Source organism: Thalassospira sp. (assembly GCF_030690045.1).
In the GTDB taxonomy this organism is placed as follows: Bacteria; Pseudomonadota; Alphaproteobacteria; order Rhodospirillales; family Thalassospiraceae; genus Thalassospira.
The window spans coordinates 1-16456 of the sequence record NZ_JAUYHK010000018.1 but is presented as its reverse complement, the minus strand read 5'-3'; the positions used below and the strand labels follow the sequence as shown (position 1 = coordinate 16456).

Below are 16456 nucleotides of genomic sequence, written 5' to 3'. Positions count from 1 at the left end.
CACCATAGCCATCCCGATCCCGCCCAACAAGCGATTTGCAATGTCAGAATACTACACCGGGCAACCATGTCGCCAAGGCCGGCCAGAACCAGATCACGACAATGCACAGGATTTGCAAGGCGATAAACGGCATTACCCCGGCATAAATTTGCCCGGTGGTAATTTCCGGCGGCGCCGCCCCGCGCAGGTAAAACAGCGAAAAGCCAAAAGGCGGCGTCAAGAACGATGTTTGCAGATTGATCGCAATCAGGATCGCCAGCCATACCGGATCATGCCCCATCATGATCAGCACCGGTGCAATCAGCGGCAGCAAAATCACGGTGATTTCGACAAAATCCAGAAAGAAACCCAGAATAAAAATCAGCGCCATGCAAAACACCAGCGCCCCGGTCGGACCGCCCGGCATGGCTTCCAGGATCGAAGCCATACGTTCCTCGCCACCCAGTCCGACAAACACCAGCGAGAACATGCTGGCCGTCAGAATGGTGGCAAAAATCATGGCGGTCACCGTCATCGTCGATGTCATCGCCGATTTCAGGATATCGCCCCGCCATGCCTGCCGCAGCGCTGCCAGAATGGCGGCCACGCCCAAAATCGCCAGCCCGACATAAAACGCGCCCAGCATCAGATCCCCCGATGTCAGGTCGCTGCGCTGAAACCGCACCGGCGCCATACCGGCCAGAACCGCCAGAACCAGCAACATCAAAGTGCCACCCAAAATCAGTTTGCGGTTGCCGCCCTGCCGGATACCCGCCATCAGAGTCGCGCCAATCGCACCGACCGATGCTGCCTCGGTCGGGGTCGCAACACCGCCCAGAATGGCCCCGAGAACCGCAACAATCAGCAAGACCGGCGGCACCACTGCCCGGATTACTTCACCTGCATCCGGTCGGCCATCGTCATTTTTGGCAGGCGGCATGTCACCGGGCCGCAAAAACCCGCGCAGCAAAATATAAACAATATAAATCCCGACCAGCGTCAGGCCCGGCACCAGGGCACCGGCAAAAATCTGGCCGACGGAAATGGTGCTGATGCTGAATTTGCCCTGTTCATATTGCGCCTGCTGATAGGCCGATGACATCACATCGGACAAAATGATCAAAAGGGTTGATGGCGGAATGATCTGGCCCAGCGTCCCGGCGGTACACACCACCCCTGATGCCAGTTTCGGATCATATCCGGTGCGCAACATGGTCGGCAGGGCGATCATACCCATGGCAATCACCGTTGCCCCGACAATCCCGGTCGATGCTGCCAGCAACGCGCCAACCAGCACCACCGAGATTCCCAATCCGCCGCGCAACTGCCCAAACAGCCGCCCCATGGTATGGAGTAAATCCTCGGCAATACGGGATCGTTCCAGAACCACCCCCATCAGGACAAACAGCGGAATGGCAATCAGCACATCATTGGTCAGAAGGCCAAACACCCGTTGGCCGAAAGCCCCCAAAAGGGCGATATTCATTTCGCCACTGATCCAGCCCAGCGTGGCAAAACCCACAGCCACCCCGGAAATCGAAAACGACACCGGAAAGCCCAGCAAAATACAGGCAATCAGCACCACAAACATCAAAAGGTCGAGATATTCCATCAGATTGCGCGACCTCTCAGAACAAGGATCTGGCGTAACAGGCAAGACAACGACTGAATCATCAATAGAATACAAAAGGCCGGAATCAGCGATTTCAACAGCCAGACGGCGGGAATACCGCCCACCGAAATCGCCCCTTCCCGCAACATGATCGCATTGATCACCGACGGCCACGACCAGTACAGCAAGACAAACATCGACGGCAGTAACAAAAACACATGCCCGAAAATATCGATGCGCGCCTTGTTTTGCGTCGTTGCCTTTGCATGGAAAATATCAACGCGCACATGCTTGTCGACCAAAAGCGTATAGCCCGCACCCAGCATGAAAAGCCCGGAATGCAGATACAGCACGCTTTCATTCAGGGCGATGGAACTCATGCCGAAAACATAGCGCAGCAGCACAATGGAAAATTGGATCAGAACCATCAAAAGCGCGAACCAGCGCACGGTCATTCCGGTCCAGTGATTGACCAGATCCAGCAGATCGGCAAGGCGTTGCATGACATCCCCCAAAACGAAAACAACCGGCGCACCTTCTGATACGCCGGTTGTTGTCTGTTATCAGTAACCGTGCACCTTGGCGCGGGCATTCATCTGCCCGTTATCGGCATAGGTCATATAGGCACCGATGCTGTCACGATATTCAACGAAACTTTCGGTGATCTTGCGCACCAAAGGATCGCCATCTTCGCGCAATTCGCCCACCACTTCTTCGGCCGCCTTGCCCATGGCAACGATGATGTCTTCGGGCAACATACGCACCTGTACACCATGATCGGCAACCAGTTCTTTCAGGGCCAGCGCATGCTTGGTGTTATATTCGGTCAGCACCGGGTTATAAAGGCTGTCACAGGCATATCTGACAACCGCCTGAAGGTCTGCGGGCAGGTCGTTAAATGCCTTGGCATTGACCACGCATTCCTCGGCCGAGGACGGTTCGCCAACACCCGGCCAGTAATAGTTTTTGGCAACCTGCTGGAAACCCAGTGCGCTGTCGCTCCACGGGCCGATAAATTCACCGGCATCAAGCGCCCCGGTCTGAAGCGCCTGGAACATATCCCGGCCCCCCATCGCCTGAACCGCCATGCCCAGTTTGGAACACATTTCCGATGCCAGACCGGTGGTGCGGAATTTAAGCCCCTTGAGGTCATCCACCGAATGGATTTCATTGCGGAACCATCCCTGCCATTGCGGGCCGGAATTGCCACACAGGAAGGGCTTCAAACCAAACTGACCATAAATTTCGTCATACAGTTCCTGACCGCCGCCATGCGCCAGCCAGCCAAACTGTTCATCCGCCCGCAGGCCAAAGGGCTGCGACCCAAACAGCAAAATCCCCTTGGATTTCGATCCCCAATAGGCCGGAACGGCATGGTAAAGTTCTACCGTGCCTTCGGATACCGCATCAAATACGCCATTGCCCGGCACCAGTTCGCCTGCGGCATGCAGTTTGACTTCAATCCGCCCCCCCGACAGGGTGGTGATCCGGTCGGCCAGCATCTGGGCTGCCACCCCCGGTCCGGGCAGGTTTTTCGGCCATGCGGTGACCATGTTCCACTGCCGTTTGTCCTGGGCAATGGCCGGGGTGGCAAAGGTGGCGGCGGCAACCGCACCGGCACCTGCCACACCCGCTGTCAGAAATTCACGTCTCTTCATGTTTAACCCTCCTGATGGTGAACCTGATTTACCTGTCAAGAATGCCGGGCAGGTTCAGCCCGTATTCCCGTGCACAATCCAAAGCGATGTCATACCCGGCATCGGCGTGACGCATCACACCGGTTGCCGGATCGTTCCAAAGGACACGTTCGACCCTGCGTGCGGCATCTTCTGTGCCGTCACAACATATTACCATTCCGGAATGTTGAGAGAATCCCATACCAACACCGCCGCCATGATGCAATGAAACCCATGTTGCGCCCGACGCACAATTCAGCAACGCATTCAAAAGCGGCCAGTCGCTGACCGCATCCGACCCGTCTTTCATGGCTTCGGTTTCGCGGTTGGGGCTGGCGACCGATCCGCTGTCAAGATGGTCGCGGCCAATCACCACCGGGGCTTTCAATTCGCCGGTGCGGACCATTTCATTAAAGGCAAGGCCCAGCCGGTGACGCTGCCCCAGACCGACCCAGCAAATCCGGGCAGGCAGGCCCTGAAACGCAATGCGATCCCGTGCCATATCCAGCCAGTTATGCAGATGTTTGTCATCGGGGATCAGTTCCTTGACCTTTTGATCGGTCTTGTAAATATCTTCGGGGTCGCCCGACAATGCCGCCCAGCGAAACGGCCCGACACCCCGGCAAAACAGGGGCCGGATATAGGCCGGTACAAAACCCGGAAAGGCAAAGGCATCCTTAAGGCCTTCATCCTTGGCGACCTGCCGGATATTGTTGCCATAATCAAGGGTCGGCACCCCGGCATTCCAGAAATCGACCATCGCCGCGACATGGATTTTCATACTGGCACGCGCCGCTTTTTCAACCGCCTTGGGGTCGCTTTCCTGTTTTTCCTTCCACTGCGCCATGTTCCAGCCCTGCGGCAAATAGCCATGCAGCGGATCATGGGCCGATGTCTGATCGGTGACGATATCGGGGCGCACGCCGCGTTTGACCAGTTCGGGATAAATATCGGCGGCATTGCCAATCAGCGCCACCGATTTGGCTTCCCCGGCCTTTGTCCAACCCTCAATCATCGCCAATGCCTCGTCCAGCGAATGGGTCTTGGCATCAACATAACGGGTGCGCAGGCGGAAATCGGCCCGCGTTTCATCGCATTCCACCGCCAGACAACACGCCCCGGCCATCACGGCAGCCAAGGGTTGCGCCCCACCCATGCCGCCAAGACCGGCGGTCAGAATCCATCGCCCGGTCAGGTTGCCGTCATAATGCTGACGCCCGGCCTCGACAAAGGTTTCATAGGTGCCCTGCACAATGCCCTGCGACCCGATATAGATCCACGACCCTGCCGTCATCTGGCCATACATCGCCAGACCTTTTTTATCGAGTTCGTTGAAATGGTCCCAATTGGCCCAGTGCGGCACCAGATTGGAATTGGCAATCAAAACACGCGGCGCATCCTTGTGGGTCCGAAATACCCCGACCGGCTTGCCCGACTGCACCAGAAGGGTTTCATCCGCTTCCAGTTTTTTCAGGCTCTCGACAATCAGGTCGAAATCCTGCCATGTGCGTGCCGCCCGGCCAATGCCGCCATAAACCACCAGTTCATGCGGGTTTTCGGCAACATCGGGATGCAAATTATTCATCAGCATGCGCATCGGCGCTTCGGTCAGCCAGCTTTTGGCCGTGATTTCGGTGCCGGTTGCCGGATAAATGTCGCGCTGGTTATGTCGCGGATTGGTGCTCATGATGTGCCTCTTAACGTCGGGGCCAGATCGGCCAGTGTTGTCAGGATATTTTTCAAATGACCGCGCAGTTTTTCCGCCCTCGCAGAATCATACTGCCACGGGGCCTGCTCGGCGGTCAGATAGGTCGATTGCGCCAGTTCCATCTGGATGGCGTGCTGATGGATTCCGGGGCGACCATAATGGCGGGTAGTCCATCCGCCCTTGAACCGGCCATTGACGATGCTGGTATAACCATTGGCTTGCGCACATATCCTGTGCGTCGCCTCTTCAATCGCCGGGTGGCACGTCGCGCCCTGATTGGTGCCAATATTGAAATCGGGCAGGATGCCGTCAAACAGGAACGGAATATAGGACCGGATTGAATGGCAATCATACAGGATCGCCACCCCGTGCCGGGCGCGCACCCGTTCCAGTTCCGCCGTCAAGGCGGCGTGATAAGGGGTGTGAAATGCCGCTTTGCGCCGTTCGATTTCTGCCGCATCGGGGACCTCATTCCAGATATTATGCCCGTCAAAATCGGTCAGCGGCACCAGTGTCGTGGTATTCTGACCGGGATAAAGGCTTTCTCCCGCCGGATCGCGATTCGCATCAATCACATAACGATGGAATGTCGCACGCACGGTCGTAACACCGTCAAGCAACCCGTCATAAAGGGTATGAATATGCCAGTCAGTATCGGACAATTCCCGCCCGCGATCATTCAGTTTTGCGGCAATGTCGTCGGGAACATGAATCCCCGTATGGGGTAATCCCAGAACGATGGGGCCATCGCCGCGGTGAATTTCCACAGGATTCATATCAATCGATCTCCTGATTGATGGGGGTGGCCTTCATAAAGGTTCGGATCGCGTCGAAATCTTCATGCATCGGACGGTCATCGCAATAGGATGGAACCACCGCCCGGACAGCTTCATAAACCTTGCCGGTATGAAACCCGGACACCAGTCCCTCAGCCCGAAGGTCATAAGCCTGTGTCGCCGCCAGAAGTTCAATCGCCAGAACAAGTTCCAGATTGTCGAGAACAGCCAGAAATTTCCATGCAGAGGATGTGGCATGGGTCAGAATGTCTTCCTGCAAGGCAGACGTAATTCCACCATCCAGACTTGCCGGTGCGGCAAGACGGCGGTTTTCAGCAACCAGCGCAACGGCTGTATATTGCGCAATCATGTAACCGGAGCACACCCCGCTTTCGCGCACGAGAAATGCCGGAAGCCCACTGACCATCGGATTGACCAGCCGGTCAATCCGGCGTTCAGAAATCGCCGCCAGTTCAGCAGCCGCCACAGCAAGACCATCCAGCGCCAAGGCCAACGCCGCTCCGACCGCATGGGCCTCGGAATGGACTTCCGGTGCATCCGCATCGCCCAAAACAACCGGATTATCCGTCACACTCGCCAATTCGCGATCAACCGTCTGGACAACATTGTCAAACATGTCGCGTACCGCACCATGCACATGCGGCACGGCCCTTATGCTCAGCGGGTCTTGTGTCCGTTTTCCAAAAGATGCCGCTAACATCGGGCTATTACTCAAATAAAACCGGAGGCTTTTGCCAACCCGCTGCAATCCATCGGATTTTCGCAACCCCAGTGCGGTTTCCGAAAACGCTGTGATCTGACACCCCAGATTTTCCGCACTGAGTGCCGCGACCGTATCAGCCCACCCCGAAAGCACCTGCATCCGCGTCAGGGCAACACAGGCAAGCCCGGTTGCACAGGGCGTCCCGTTCACAAGACTGAGCCCCTCCTTGGCTTCCAGCCGCAACGGCTCAATCCCGACTTTCTTGCAAGCCTCGACACCTGTGATCCGCACACCATCATGCATCGCATGACCATGTCCGATCAGAACCAGACCGATTGACGCAGCATGGGTCAGATAACCGACCGAACCACGTGACGGCACCACCGGAATGCAATCCGCATTCAAAAGGGCAATCATGGCATCAACCACATCAATCCGCACACCCGATGCACCCAGTGCAAAATTATTGATCTGGGCCGTCATAATGGCGCGGGTTTCGATCCGCCCCAACGGGTCGCCAACTCCGCAGGCATGGCTCATCAGGATATTATGCGACAGGGCCTGTTGCTGGTCCCGATCAATAATCACATCGCATAATGCACCGACACCGGTATTGATGCCGTATCCCTTAATGCCACGCATCACCAACGCATCGACAATGACCCGTCCCTTGATGATCCGTTCACGTGCCATTGGTGCCAGTTCAAGCCGCGCACCATCTGCAATGGCCGCAACTTGCTCCCAAGTCAGGGGAGATGACAAAAGAACAGGCTGCGTCATTCTGCCTGAACTCCGATCTGACGCCGCTGGACAAAACGGGCGACATAATCATTTGCCGGATTGTTCAGAATATCGGCGGGTGCCCCCACCTGAACAAGCTGTCCGTCTTTCAGGATGGCAATTTCCGACCCGATCCGAAGGGCTTCTTCAAGATCGTGGGTGATAAAGACGATGGTCTTGGACAGTTCCTTTTGAAGTTGCAGCAACTGATCCTGCATTTCAGCACGGATCAGCGGGTCCAGCGCACTGAATGCCTCATCCATCAGGATCACATCTGTATCCGCCGCCAGCGCCCGGGCCAGACCGACACGCTGGCGCATCCCGCCTGACAATTCGTGGGGATATTTGTTTTCATATCCCGACAGATTGACCGCCTCGATCCAGTGCTGCCCCAGACGTTTTGCTCCCTGTTTTTCGGTGCCACGCACCCGTTGCCCATAAACAACATTCTGCATCACGGTTCGGTGTGGCATCAGGGCAAAACTTTGAAACACCATACTGACACGGTGGGTCCGGAAGGACCGTAACGCTTTGGGCGAAAGCCCCAGAATATTGTCGCCGTCAAACAGAACTTCGCCACTGCTAGGTTCAATCAGGCGATTAAGGTGGCGGACAAGCGTTGACTTGCCTGATCCCGAAAGCCCCATAATCACAAAAATCTTGCCCGCCCCAATCGTCAGGCTGACATTGTTCAGACCAACACTGCATCCCGACTGTTTGAGGATTTCATCCTTGTCCAGACCGTTGCGCGCCATCTCCAGCGCCACTTGTTCCTGATGCCCAAAGATTTTGTAAACATTGCGAATTTCAATTTTACCCATGACCGGCTCCCCCTGTTTTGGGTTTGCCGTAACCTTGCGTAATACGATCAAGCAGAACAGCCAGGATGACAATGCCGATCCCCGCTTCCAGTCCCTTGCCGACATCCAGTGTCTGGATACCGTTCAAAACCTGTTCGCCAAGGCCGCGCGCGCCAATCATTGAGGCCACCACCACCATCGACAGTGCCATCATGATCGTCTGGTTCAAACCGGCCATAATGGTCGGGGTCGCCAACGGCAATTCAACACCAAACAATATCTGTGCCGGGCTGCCACCAAATGCCGTGGCGGCTTCGACCACTTCCTTGTCGACCTGCCGGATGCCAAGATCGGTCAGGCGAATCAGGGGCGGCACCGCGTAAATGATCGTCGCCAAAATCGCCGGAACCTTGCCAAGGCCAAACAACATCAATGCCGGGATCAGATAGACGAAACTGGGCATGGTCTGCATGATATCAAGAACCGGCAGAACGCCTCCCCGGACAAACCGGTTTTTGGCCGCAAGAATACCAACCGGCACCCCGATCAGAACCGACACAATCGTCGCCATCAGCATCAGGGCCAAAGTCTGCATTGTCAGGTCCCAAAGCCCCAGAACCCCGACAGCAAACAACAGAATACCAACGGCAGCGGTCAATAAAATCCGCCGCGAACTGTGCCAGGCAATCGCCATGAAGATCACAATCACGACCCACCATGGCAATCCGCGCAACACCCATTCGATAAACAAAACAGATTGCAGGATGGAATGGGATATCGCCTTGAATATCCATCCATAATTGATAACCAGATCCTGAATGACCTCATTCACCGGCCCCCGGATCGAAAGATGAAAACTGTCAGGGAACATCGAAGGTTTTCCTTAAAATAAAGGTCTGCAGGACATTCTGGCTGCATGCGCCACCGCGGTTCTCCCATCCGAAAACAACAGGAGAACCGGCGATAACATCATCCTATTTCAGGCTTTCTTCGATCTTCGCCCGCGCTTCATCCGAAACCCACTGGCCCCAGACATCCGCCTTGGTTTTCAGAAATTCTTCGGCCGCCACCGGCGCATCCACGCTGTTATCCACCATGAAAGCGAGGCTGCCATTGACGTCTTCCAGCGGGAAGGTTGCCTTTTCCAGAATGGCGATAATTTCCGGCGCATCCTTGGCAAAGGTACTGTTCACACCATAGGCAACATCAACACCCGGAAAAGCACAACCTTCCTCACGCTTGCCATCGGATTTGCTCAACTCGCTCCAGCAGGCATCGGAATAGGCCGGCTCTTCAAGCTGGGCGAGTTTGAATTTTCCCATGATCGCAGTCGGCGACCAGTAATAAAACAGGATCGGCTCCCCCTGCAAATAGGCCGAGGTAATGGCGGAATCCAACGCCGTCCCGGTACCGGGGCGGAAATTCACATAATTCTCATCCAGCTTGTAAGCTTCTAGCTTTGCCGTGCTGATCCCTTCGCAGGTCCAGCCTGACGGGCAATTCAGAAAACGGCCCTTTGACGGCTCTTCCGGATCGGTAAACAACTTGACGATTTCCGGATCGGACAGTTGCGAAACGCTCTTCAGGTCCGGTGCCATCGGCGCAATCTGTCGCGCCGGATCGCCATTGATCACATAATCTGGAACAAACCAGCCTTCACTGGCACCGACAAAGGTCTGACCGACGGCAACAACCTGATCCAGTTCAACCGCCTTGTTCCAGATATCGCTGCGGCCAATCCATTCTTCGGCAAAAATCTGGATATCATTATTGGCGGTCGCCTGTTCCAGCGTAATCGAATTGCCCGGAATGGCATCCACCTGACAGTCATATCCTTTTTCAAGGATTTTCATCATCACTTCGGTAATGAAGGCACCGCTTTCCCAGCTGATCCCCGCAAATTTAACAACATTGCCGTCACCGCAATAGGATGCGCTGGCACCACTGGTTGATGCGCCCAAAGCCAGAATTGCCGCAACACCGGCCAGTTTAATACGTTTCATTGACATGATAAGCCCCATGATTTCCTGTTTAGAATTCGGTCGGCACTTTTATTTTTTGGACATGCGCAAAGGCACATCTGCTTCCACCCTTCTGCGGCGGTCTGACCCGCCGGTCTTTTCTTATTATGCCTTCAGATTATTGGCCTTGCGCCCCATCCCCCGTCACAAACCCGGCAAGCCGGGCTGCCGCAACAAAGGTACCATCCACCACCCGTTCCGCCGCCCGCACCAGATCGGGTGCCATATAGCGGTCCTGCTTGATGGCAGGAATATCGTGGCGCAACGCACGCATCACCTCGCACAGGCGTGGGCTGGTTTTAAGCGGGGCGCGAAATTCAATACCCTGGGCGGCGCAAATCATTTCAACACCCAGAATACAGGCCAGATTGGCATTCATTTTTGCCAGACGCCGTGCACCGTGGGCCGCCATCGACACATGGTCTTCCTGATTGGCGCTGGTCGGGGTGCTGTCTGTCGAACACGGATTGGCAAGATGTTTGTTCTCGCTCATCAGGGCTGCCGTCGTCACCTCGGCAATCATCAGGCCGGAATTCAGGCCCGGCTCCGGGGTCAGAAACGGCGGCAGATCATGCGACAGGGTGGGATCCACCATCAAGGCCACCCGGCGCTGTGCAATCGCGCCGATTTCGGCAATCGCCAGCGCAATCTGATCGGCGGCAAAGGCCACGGGTTCGGCATGGAAATTCCCGCCCGACACAATCCGTCCGTCTTCTTTCAGCACCAGCGGATTATCCGTCACCGCATTGGCCTCGATCTCCAATGTCTGCCCGGCAAAGCGCAGCAAATCCATTGCCGCCCCGGTGACTTGCGGCTGACATCGGATGCAATAGGGATCCTGAACGCGGCTGTCCCCCTCGCGGTGGCTTTCGCGGATTTCCGATCCCGCCATCAAATCACGCATGGCGCGTGCCACATTGATCTGGCCGGGATGACCGCGCAAAGTATGAATTTCATCAACCAACGGCGCGGTTGACCCCATAATCGCATCGGTCGAAAGTGCTGCACTGATCACGGAATTGGCCGCATTGCGCCATGCGCCGAACAACGCGGTCAACGCACAGGCAGTTGAAAATTGCGTACCGTTAATCAGTGCCAGCCCTTCTTTCGGGCCCAGCACCACCGACGACAAACCGGCCCTGGCAAGGGCTTCACCACCTTGCATCACCTGTCCGTTCCACACCGCCTCGCCCGCGCCAATCATCACGGCGGCCATATGCGCAAGCGGCGCCAGATCGCCCGATGCCCCGACAGACCCTTGCGACGGCACCACCGGCGTCACACCGTGGGCCAACATCTTTTCAATCTGTTCGATAATGTTCCAGCGCACACCGGACGCACCGCGCCCCAGTGACAATAATTTCAACACCATCATCAGGCGCGTCGTCGGAATATCCAATGCCTCGCCCACACCGCAACAATGGCTGAGGATCAGGTTGCGTTGCAGGGTTTCGGTATCCCTCGCGGCAATCTTGACCGAGGCCAGCTTGCCAAAGCCGGTATTGACCCCATACACCGCCGCCTCACCATCGGCCGCCTTGCGCACCATGGCATGTGCCGCCTCGACCCCGGCCCGCGCCGACCGGTCCAGCGTCACCGAAAGTCCCTTGCGCCAGATTTGTTCAAGATCGGCCAGTGTCGCCGCTGCCGGTGTTACCATTCTGGTCATTCTCTATCCTTTGCCCGACACACCCAAAAACCTTAACGCGGCAAGAATTTACCCGCAAAAACACGTTCAAACAGCGGGTTAAACCCGATGCGATAGGAAAGTTCCGCCGGATGATCGACATCCCAGATCGCCAGATCGGCCCGCATGCCCGCGGCAATCCGCCCGGCATCCTTAAGGCCAAGTGCACGCGCCGCATGGATCGTCACCCCGGCCAATGCTTCTTCGGGGGTCAGGCGAAACAGGGTGCAGGCCATATTCATCGCCAGCAACAAGGATGTCATTGGCGAGGTGCCGGGATTGCAATCGGTGGCAACCGCCATTGGCACACCATATTGGCGAAAGGCCGCAACAGGCGGATGTTGCGTTTCATGCAGGGCATAAAATGCACCGGGCAACAACACCGCCACCGTGCCGGACGCCGCAAGGGCGCTTGCATCATCCAGGCTGGCATATTCCACATGATCCACCGATAACGCACCATAACGAGCGGCCAATTGCGTACCACCGATATTGGATAATTGTTCGGCATGCAGTTTGACCGGAATGCCCAGCGCCTGTGCGGCGGCAAACACCCGGCCGATTTGTGCGGTGTCAAAGGCGATGCCTTCGCAAAATCCGTCAACCGCATCGACCAGCCCCTCGGCATGGGCGACTTTCAGGGTTGGAATGCAAATTTCGTCAATATAATCATCCGCCCGCCCGGCATATTCGGCAGGCACCGCATGCGCCCCCAAAAAACTGGTTTTGATCCGGACCGGTCGGTGCTGCTCAATCAACCGTGCCGCGCGCAGCATGTTCAGTTCCGTTTCGCGGTCCAGGCCATAGCCGGATTTGACCTCGATCACCGCCACACCCTCGGCCAGCAGGGCATCAATGCGCGACAGGCTGGCTTTCAGCAAATCCTCAACCCCCGCTGCCCGTGTTGCGGTCACGGTTGAAACAATGCCACCCCCCTGACGCGCAATGTCTTCGTAGCTCGCCCCCAGCAACCGCATTTCAAATTCCGCCGCCCGGTTGCCGCCATGCACCACATGGGTATGGCAATCGATCAGCGCCGGGGTGATCAGACGCCCGGCCAGATCGCGGGTTTCAAATTCCTGAAATTGCAAGGGAATTGCATCATCGTCCCCAACCCAGGCGATGCTGTCGCCAGACAGGACAAGCGCACCGCGCCCGATCAGGCCATAGACACCGGTCGGATCAATGGTGACAATTTTGGCATTTCGCAGCAACATGGTGCACCAACGCCCCCTTGATAAGTCTGTTATTAAGTATAATATGTACGCACATAATAACCCTGTCAAGATGGATGCAGCCGATGACAGTTCTATGGGCAAATCAGGCACTTACCCCTTCCGGATGGCAAGACAATGTCCGGGTGGAGATTGACCAGACCGGCATTATCACCAGCATTTCCGCCAATCAGCCGGAGTCGGGAACCCGCACAGGCATTCTTCTGCCTGCCGTTGCCAATCTGCACAGCCACGCCTTTCAGCGATCAATGGCCGGTCTGACGGAACGGCGCGGCCCCGATCCACACGACAGTTTCTGGACATGGCGGCAATTGATGTTCCGCTTTCTCGATCAACTGACCCCCGATCACATCGAGGTGATTACCGCCTTTGTGCAGATGGAAATGCTGGAAGCCGGATACGCCACCAACACCGAATTTCATTATCTGCATCATCAACCGGGCGGCGTGCCCTATGACCGGCTGGGTGAAATGACCGACCGTATCATTGCCGCCGCCGCGCAAACCGGCATTGGTCTGACCCTGCTGCCGGTGCATTATCAATATGGTGGTTGTGACAAACGCCCACTGGGACCGGGGCAAATCCGCTTTGGCAATGATCCGGACCGCTTTGCCCGTCTGTATGAAAATGCCGCCCAATCGCTAACCACCCTGCCCGCCGATGCCCGACTTGGCGTCGCCCCCCATTCCCTGCGCGCCGTTGGCCGCGACGATCTGATGACCACCACATCACTTGCCAAAGGCGGGCCGGTGCATATGCACCTTGCCGAACAGGTGGCCGAGGTCGAGGAAGTCCTGGCATCCTGGGGCCAACGCCCGGTCGAATGGTTGCTCCATCATGCCGATGTGGCACCAAACTGGTGTCTGATCCATTGCACCCAGATGCAGGAACACGAAACAATCGCCCTTGCCCGAACCGGGGCGGTTGCCGGGCTGTGCCCGATCACCGAATCCAGTCTGGGCGATGGTATTTTTGACGGTGTGCGATATCTTGCCCATCATGGGCGGATCGGCATCGGGTCGGATTCCAATATCCGCATTTCGCTGTCCGAGGAACTGCGCACGCTGGAATACAGCCAGCGCCTGCGCGATCGCTCCCGCGCCGCCCTTGCGACCGCGCAAAAATCAACCGCCCGCCGTCTTTATGACGACGTCGCCCTTGGCGGCGCACAGGCCGCCGGACGCAATGCCGGACGGATCGAGGTCGGGGCACTGGCCGATCTGATGGCGCTTGATGCGACATCGGTTGACCTGATCGGGCGGACAGGCGATACGATCCTTGATGCTTTTGTCTTTGCCGGGGATGACCGCATGGTGCGCGATGTCTGGTCTGCGGGCCGCCATATGGTTCGCGAGGGCCGCCATATCGCCCATGACAGCATCACGAACCGGTATCGGCAGGTGATGGCACAATTAAGGGATATGGTGTGAGTACGACGGAACTGACCAACTGGCAAAGCGTGCATGACGAGGTTTTGCGCCGGATTCATACCCGTGAATGGAAACCGGGGCAGCAGATTCCCAAGGAAGTCGAACTTGCCAGCGAACTGGGCTGTGCGCGTGCCACCGTCAATCGCGCCCTGCGCGAACTGGCAACAGCAGGCTTTCTGGACCGCCGCCGCAAGGCCGGAACCCGCGTCACCCTGCATCCGGTGCGCAAGGCCAAACTCGATATCCCGGTCATCCGCCTTGAAATCGAAGGCCGCGGCCAGCGTTATGGCTACAGCCTGATCTCCGCCGAACGCGCCGCCCCGCCCCATGATATTTGCGGTCGCCTTGGTGTGCTGCCCGATGCCGATATGCTGCATGTCACATCGCTGCATCTGGCCGATGGCAAACCCTATATGTTTGAAAATCGCTGGGTGGCAATTGCTGCGGCCCCCTCGATTGCCGATGCTGACCTTTCGATCATCAGTGCCAATGAATGGCTGGTTTTGCATGCGCCCTACACGCATGGCGAAATGGCCTTTTCGGCCATTGCCGCCTCAAACAGCGAGGCCGAAATGCTGGGTGCGGCTCCCCATGCACCGCTTTTCCTGATCGAACGCACGACTTGGGAAAACGACCACGGCATCACCTATGCCCGCCTTGTTTTCGCACCGGGACATCGGGTGCAGTCGGTGATTTAGAGGGAGTACTTGATTAAATTTCAGGAAAAAAAGACTCAATATGTATTTGCTTACCTTTCTCCCGCAAGACTTGCCAGTGCAGCCTTAAGAACTTGGAAACAAACCTTGGCTGTATGCTCATCAGGGGAAAATCCCGAAACCATTTGCTGATATGGGTGTATATAATTCCGGAAGTCTCTTAATCCGTGACTAAACTTTTTGACATCCAGCTTCAATAGGCCAACTTCAAAAGCAACATCGATAAATTGCGCCAGAGTCCACTCGTGCAAGGGCTTTACCCTACCATCCGTATTTTTGGGACTCGCTATCGCTCGATTAAACTTCTCGGGCTTAGTCTGCGCTGTTCCTAACAAAACAGCCTCAAGTACGCTCCCGCACATGAAAATCACGCAAAGGCTAGCCCCGGCTTTTAAGGCTACACGCGCCTCATCAAGCCTTTGCTCTACAATGACAATTACTTGAGGTTCGATTGGTAATTTATGTAGGTTTGGTATCTTGAATTCACGACCTAAAAAAGTATCCTCTGTTTCGTTCCCAGAAGCATCGCGAATTTTTCCTCCAATTCGATTTACGATTTCCTTCGATTTATCTAGGATCGGCTTCTCAACTTCCCGATTATTTAGCTCGCAATCTGCCTCATAAGAAGCCAGAAGCTCCGCAAGAACAGGAGCAACAATCTGATCGGCCTCCAACTCCCAAAATGCTCGCATTTTTTTCGCTTTGGACGTCCCATACTTCTGGTAGCGAGAACTGTGAATCTCAACATTGTAGCGCGAAAAGAACTCACCGTAAGTAGCATCGCTAAAATCCAGAACGTACCCTCCACTCATCCCGAGAATTTTTTCCAAGTAACGTTTATCTATATCTGTAAGACTACTCATTACACGATCTTTGTTTTGCAATTTCGGGGGACTTCTGCAATCAGCTTATTATGCTTATTTACCGATGCATAGATATACAATTTCCCCCAACCCACAATCCCCCGACCTCAAAAAAGCAAAAAGCCCGCCGAATGGCGAGCTTTTTTAATGTTGGTTGCGGGGGCAGGATTTGAACCTGCGGCCTTCAGGTTATGAGCCTGACGAGCTACCGGGCTGCTCCACCCCGCGTCAAGGAAGGTCTGTCTTGGGTATCTGGTGTTTACCAAAGACGAACGCCACTCTTTGAGGGAGCGGCGTTGATGTTTGTCTTGAACAGGGAATAAGGATTATGCTGTGTTTTGAAGGCCCGGCGGTGCCCTACTCTCCCGTGCCTTAAGACAAAGTACCATCGGCGCAGGCAGGTTTCACTTCTGAGTTCGGGATGGGATCAGGTGGTTCCCGGCCGCTAT

Annotated in this window: 14 protein-coding genes, 1 tRNA gene and 1 rRNA gene; 2 read left to right on the top strand and 14 right to left on the bottom strand. The window is 56.0% G+C overall.

What is annotated here, in order from left to right; genetic code table 11:
• Positions 1-43: 43 nt before the first annotated feature.
• The 11 genes from Q8O73_RS15115 to hutI all read right to left on the bottom strand — a co-directional run bounded on the left by Q8O73_RS15115 (position 44) and on the right by hutI (position 12980).
• Positions 44-1591 carry a TRAP transporter large permease subunit gene (locus Q8O73_RS15115; protein ID WP_305559019.1) on the bottom strand — a complete coding sequence of 516 codons (1548 nt, stop codon included), beginning with the start codon at positions 1589-1591 and terminating at the stop codon, positions 44-46.
• Positions 1591-2094, bottom strand: a complete 504-nt coding sequence (locus tag Q8O73_RS15110; RefSeq protein ID WP_305559018.1) for a TRAP transporter small permease subunit — start codon at positions 2092-2094, stop codon at positions 1591-1593. Before Q8O73_RS15110 ends, Q8O73_RS15115 begins: the two co-directional genes overlap by 1 nt.
• Positions 2095-2154: 60 nt before the next feature.
• Positions 2155-3249 carry a TRAP transporter substrate-binding protein gene (locus tag Q8O73_RS15105; protein ID WP_305559017.1) on the bottom strand — a complete coding sequence of 365 codons (1095 nt, stop codon included), beginning with the start codon at positions 3247-3249 and terminating at the stop codon, positions 2155-2157.
• Between the two features lie 28 nt (positions 3250-3277).
• Entirely contained in the window at positions 3278-4954 is a 1677-nt protein-coding gene (gene hutU / locus Q8O73_RS15100; protein WP_305559016.1) for a urocanate hydratase, read from the bottom strand.
• Positions 4951-5751 (bottom strand): N-formylglutamate deformylase, encoded by an 801-nt coding sequence (hutG, locus tag Q8O73_RS15095; protein ID WP_305559015.1) that lies wholly within the window; start codon positions 5749-5751, stop codon positions 4951-4953. Before hutG ends, hutU begins: the two co-directional genes overlap by 4 nt.
• Position 5752: 1 nt before the next feature.
• On the bottom strand, positions 5753-7255 hold the full coding sequence (gene hutH / locus Q8O73_RS15090; RefSeq protein ID WP_305559014.1) for a histidine ammonia-lyase: 1503 nt from the start codon (positions 7253-7255) through the stop codon (positions 5753-5755).
• A complete protein-coding gene (locus tag Q8O73_RS15085; protein ID WP_305559013.1) occupies positions 7252-8076 on the bottom strand; it encodes a glycine betaine/L-proline ABC transporter ATP-binding protein in 825 nt (274 codons plus the stop codon). Before Q8O73_RS15085 ends, hutH (Q8O73_RS15090) begins: the two co-directional genes overlap by 4 nt.
• A complete protein-coding gene (locus tag Q8O73_RS15080; protein ID WP_305559012.1) occupies positions 8069-8926 on the bottom strand; it encodes a proline/glycine betaine ABC transporter permease in 858 nt (285 codons plus the stop codon). The genes Q8O73_RS15085 and Q8O73_RS15080 overlap by 8 nt, the downstream gene beginning before the upstream one ends.
• A gap of 103 nt (positions 8927-9029) precedes the next feature.
• A complete protein-coding gene (locus tag Q8O73_RS15075; protein WP_305559011.1) occupies positions 9030-10058 on the bottom strand; it encodes an ABC transporter substrate-binding protein in 1029 nt (342 codons plus the stop codon).
• 136 nt (positions 10059-10194) lie between these two features.
• Positions 10195-11745, bottom strand: a complete 1551-nt coding sequence (gene hutH / locus Q8O73_RS15070; RefSeq protein ID WP_305559010.1) for a histidine ammonia-lyase — start codon at positions 11743-11745, stop codon at positions 10195-10197.
• Positions 11746-11777: 32 nt separating this feature from the next.
• Positions 11778-12980, bottom strand: coding sequence for an imidazolonepropionase (hutI, locus tag Q8O73_RS15065; RefSeq protein WP_305559009.1), 1203 nt, complete (start codon positions 12978-12980; stop codon positions 11778-11780).
• 83 nt (positions 12981-13063) lie between these two features.
• Here hutI and Q8O73_RS15060 point away from each other — a divergent pair, with 83 nt between their 5' ends.
• A complete protein-coding gene (locus tag Q8O73_RS15060) occupies positions 13064-14428 on the top strand; it encodes a formimidoylglutamate deiminase (protein ID WP_305559008.1) in 1365 nt (454 codons plus the stop codon).
• Positions 14425-15126 (top strand): GntR family transcriptional regulator, encoded by a 702-nt coding sequence (locus Q8O73_RS15055; protein WP_305559007.1) that lies wholly within the window; start codon positions 14425-14427, stop codon positions 15124-15126. The genes Q8O73_RS15060 and Q8O73_RS15055 overlap by 4 nt, the downstream gene beginning before the upstream one ends.
• A 50-nt stretch (positions 15127-15176) precedes the next feature.
• On the opposite strand, the gene Q8O73_RS15050 is transcribed toward Q8O73_RS15055, so the two are convergent.
• From Q8O73_RS15050 to rrf, 3 genes are all read right to left on the bottom strand, one after another.
• Positions 15177-16007 (bottom strand): hypothetical protein, encoded by an 831-nt coding sequence (locus Q8O73_RS15050; RefSeq protein WP_305559006.1) that lies wholly within the window; start codon positions 16005-16007, stop codon positions 15177-15179.
• A 151-nt stretch (positions 16008-16158) separates the two neighbouring features.
• Positions 16159-16235, bottom strand: a tRNA-Met gene (locus Q8O73_RS15045).
• A 116-nt stretch (positions 16236-16351) separates the two neighbouring features.
• Positions 16352-16456 (bottom strand): 5S ribosomal RNA (gene rrf / locus Q8O73_RS15040); the annotation flags it as partial.

What these genes read in the sequence shown, in the direction of transcription:
- Q8O73_RS15115 (WP_305559019.1), bottom strand. Translation starts at nt 1,591, where the DNA reads ATGGAATATCTCGACCTTTTGATGTTTGTGGTGCTGATTGCCTGTATT.
- Q8O73_RS15110 (WP_305559018.1), bottom strand. Translation starts at nt 2,094, where the DNA reads ATGCAACGCCTTGCCGATCTGCTGGATCTGGTCAATCACTGGACCGGA.
- Q8O73_RS15105 (WP_305559017.1), bottom strand. Translation starts at nt 3,249, where the DNA reads ATGAAGAGACGTGAATTTCTGACAGCGGGTGTGGCAGGTGCCGGTGCG.
- hutU (WP_305559016.1), bottom strand. Translation starts at nt 4,954, where the DNA reads ATGAGCACCAATCCGCGACATAACCAGCGCGACATTTATCCGGCAACC.
- hutG (WP_305559015.1), bottom strand. Translation starts at nt 5,751, where the DNA reads ATGAATCCTGTGGAAATTCACCGCGGCGATGGCCCCATCGTTCTGGGA.
- hutH (WP_305559014.1), bottom strand. Translation starts at nt 7,255, where the DNA reads ATGACGCAGCCTGTTCTTTTGTCATCTCCCCTGACTTGGGAGCAAGTT.
- Q8O73_RS15085 (WP_305559013.1), bottom strand. Translation starts at nt 8,076, where the DNA reads ATGGGTAAAATTGAAATTCGCAATGTTTACAAAATCTTTGGGCATCAG.
- Q8O73_RS15080 (WP_305559012.1), bottom strand. Translation starts at nt 8,926, where the DNA reads ATGTTCCCTGACAGTTTTCATCTTTCGATCCGGGGGCCGGTGAATGAG.
- Q8O73_RS15075 (WP_305559011.1), bottom strand. Translation starts at nt 10,058, where the DNA reads ATGAAACGTATTAAACTGGCCGGTGTTGCGGCAATTCTGGCTTTGGGC.
- hutH (WP_305559010.1), bottom strand. Translation starts at nt 11,745, where the DNA reads ATGACCAGAATGGTAACACCGGCAGCGGCGACACTGGCCGATCTTGAA.
- hutI (WP_305559009.1), bottom strand. Translation starts at nt 12,980, where the DNA reads ATGTTGCTGCGAAATGCCAAAATTGTCACCATTGATCCGACCGGTGTC.
- Q8O73_RS15060 (WP_305559008.1), top strand. Translation starts at nt 13,064, where the DNA reads ATGACAGTTCTATGGGCAAATCAGGCACTTACCCCTTCCGGATGGCAA.
- Q8O73_RS15050 (WP_305559006.1), bottom strand. Translation starts at nt 16,007, where the DNA reads ATGAGTAGTCTTACAGATATAGATAAACGTTACTTGGAAAAAATTCTC.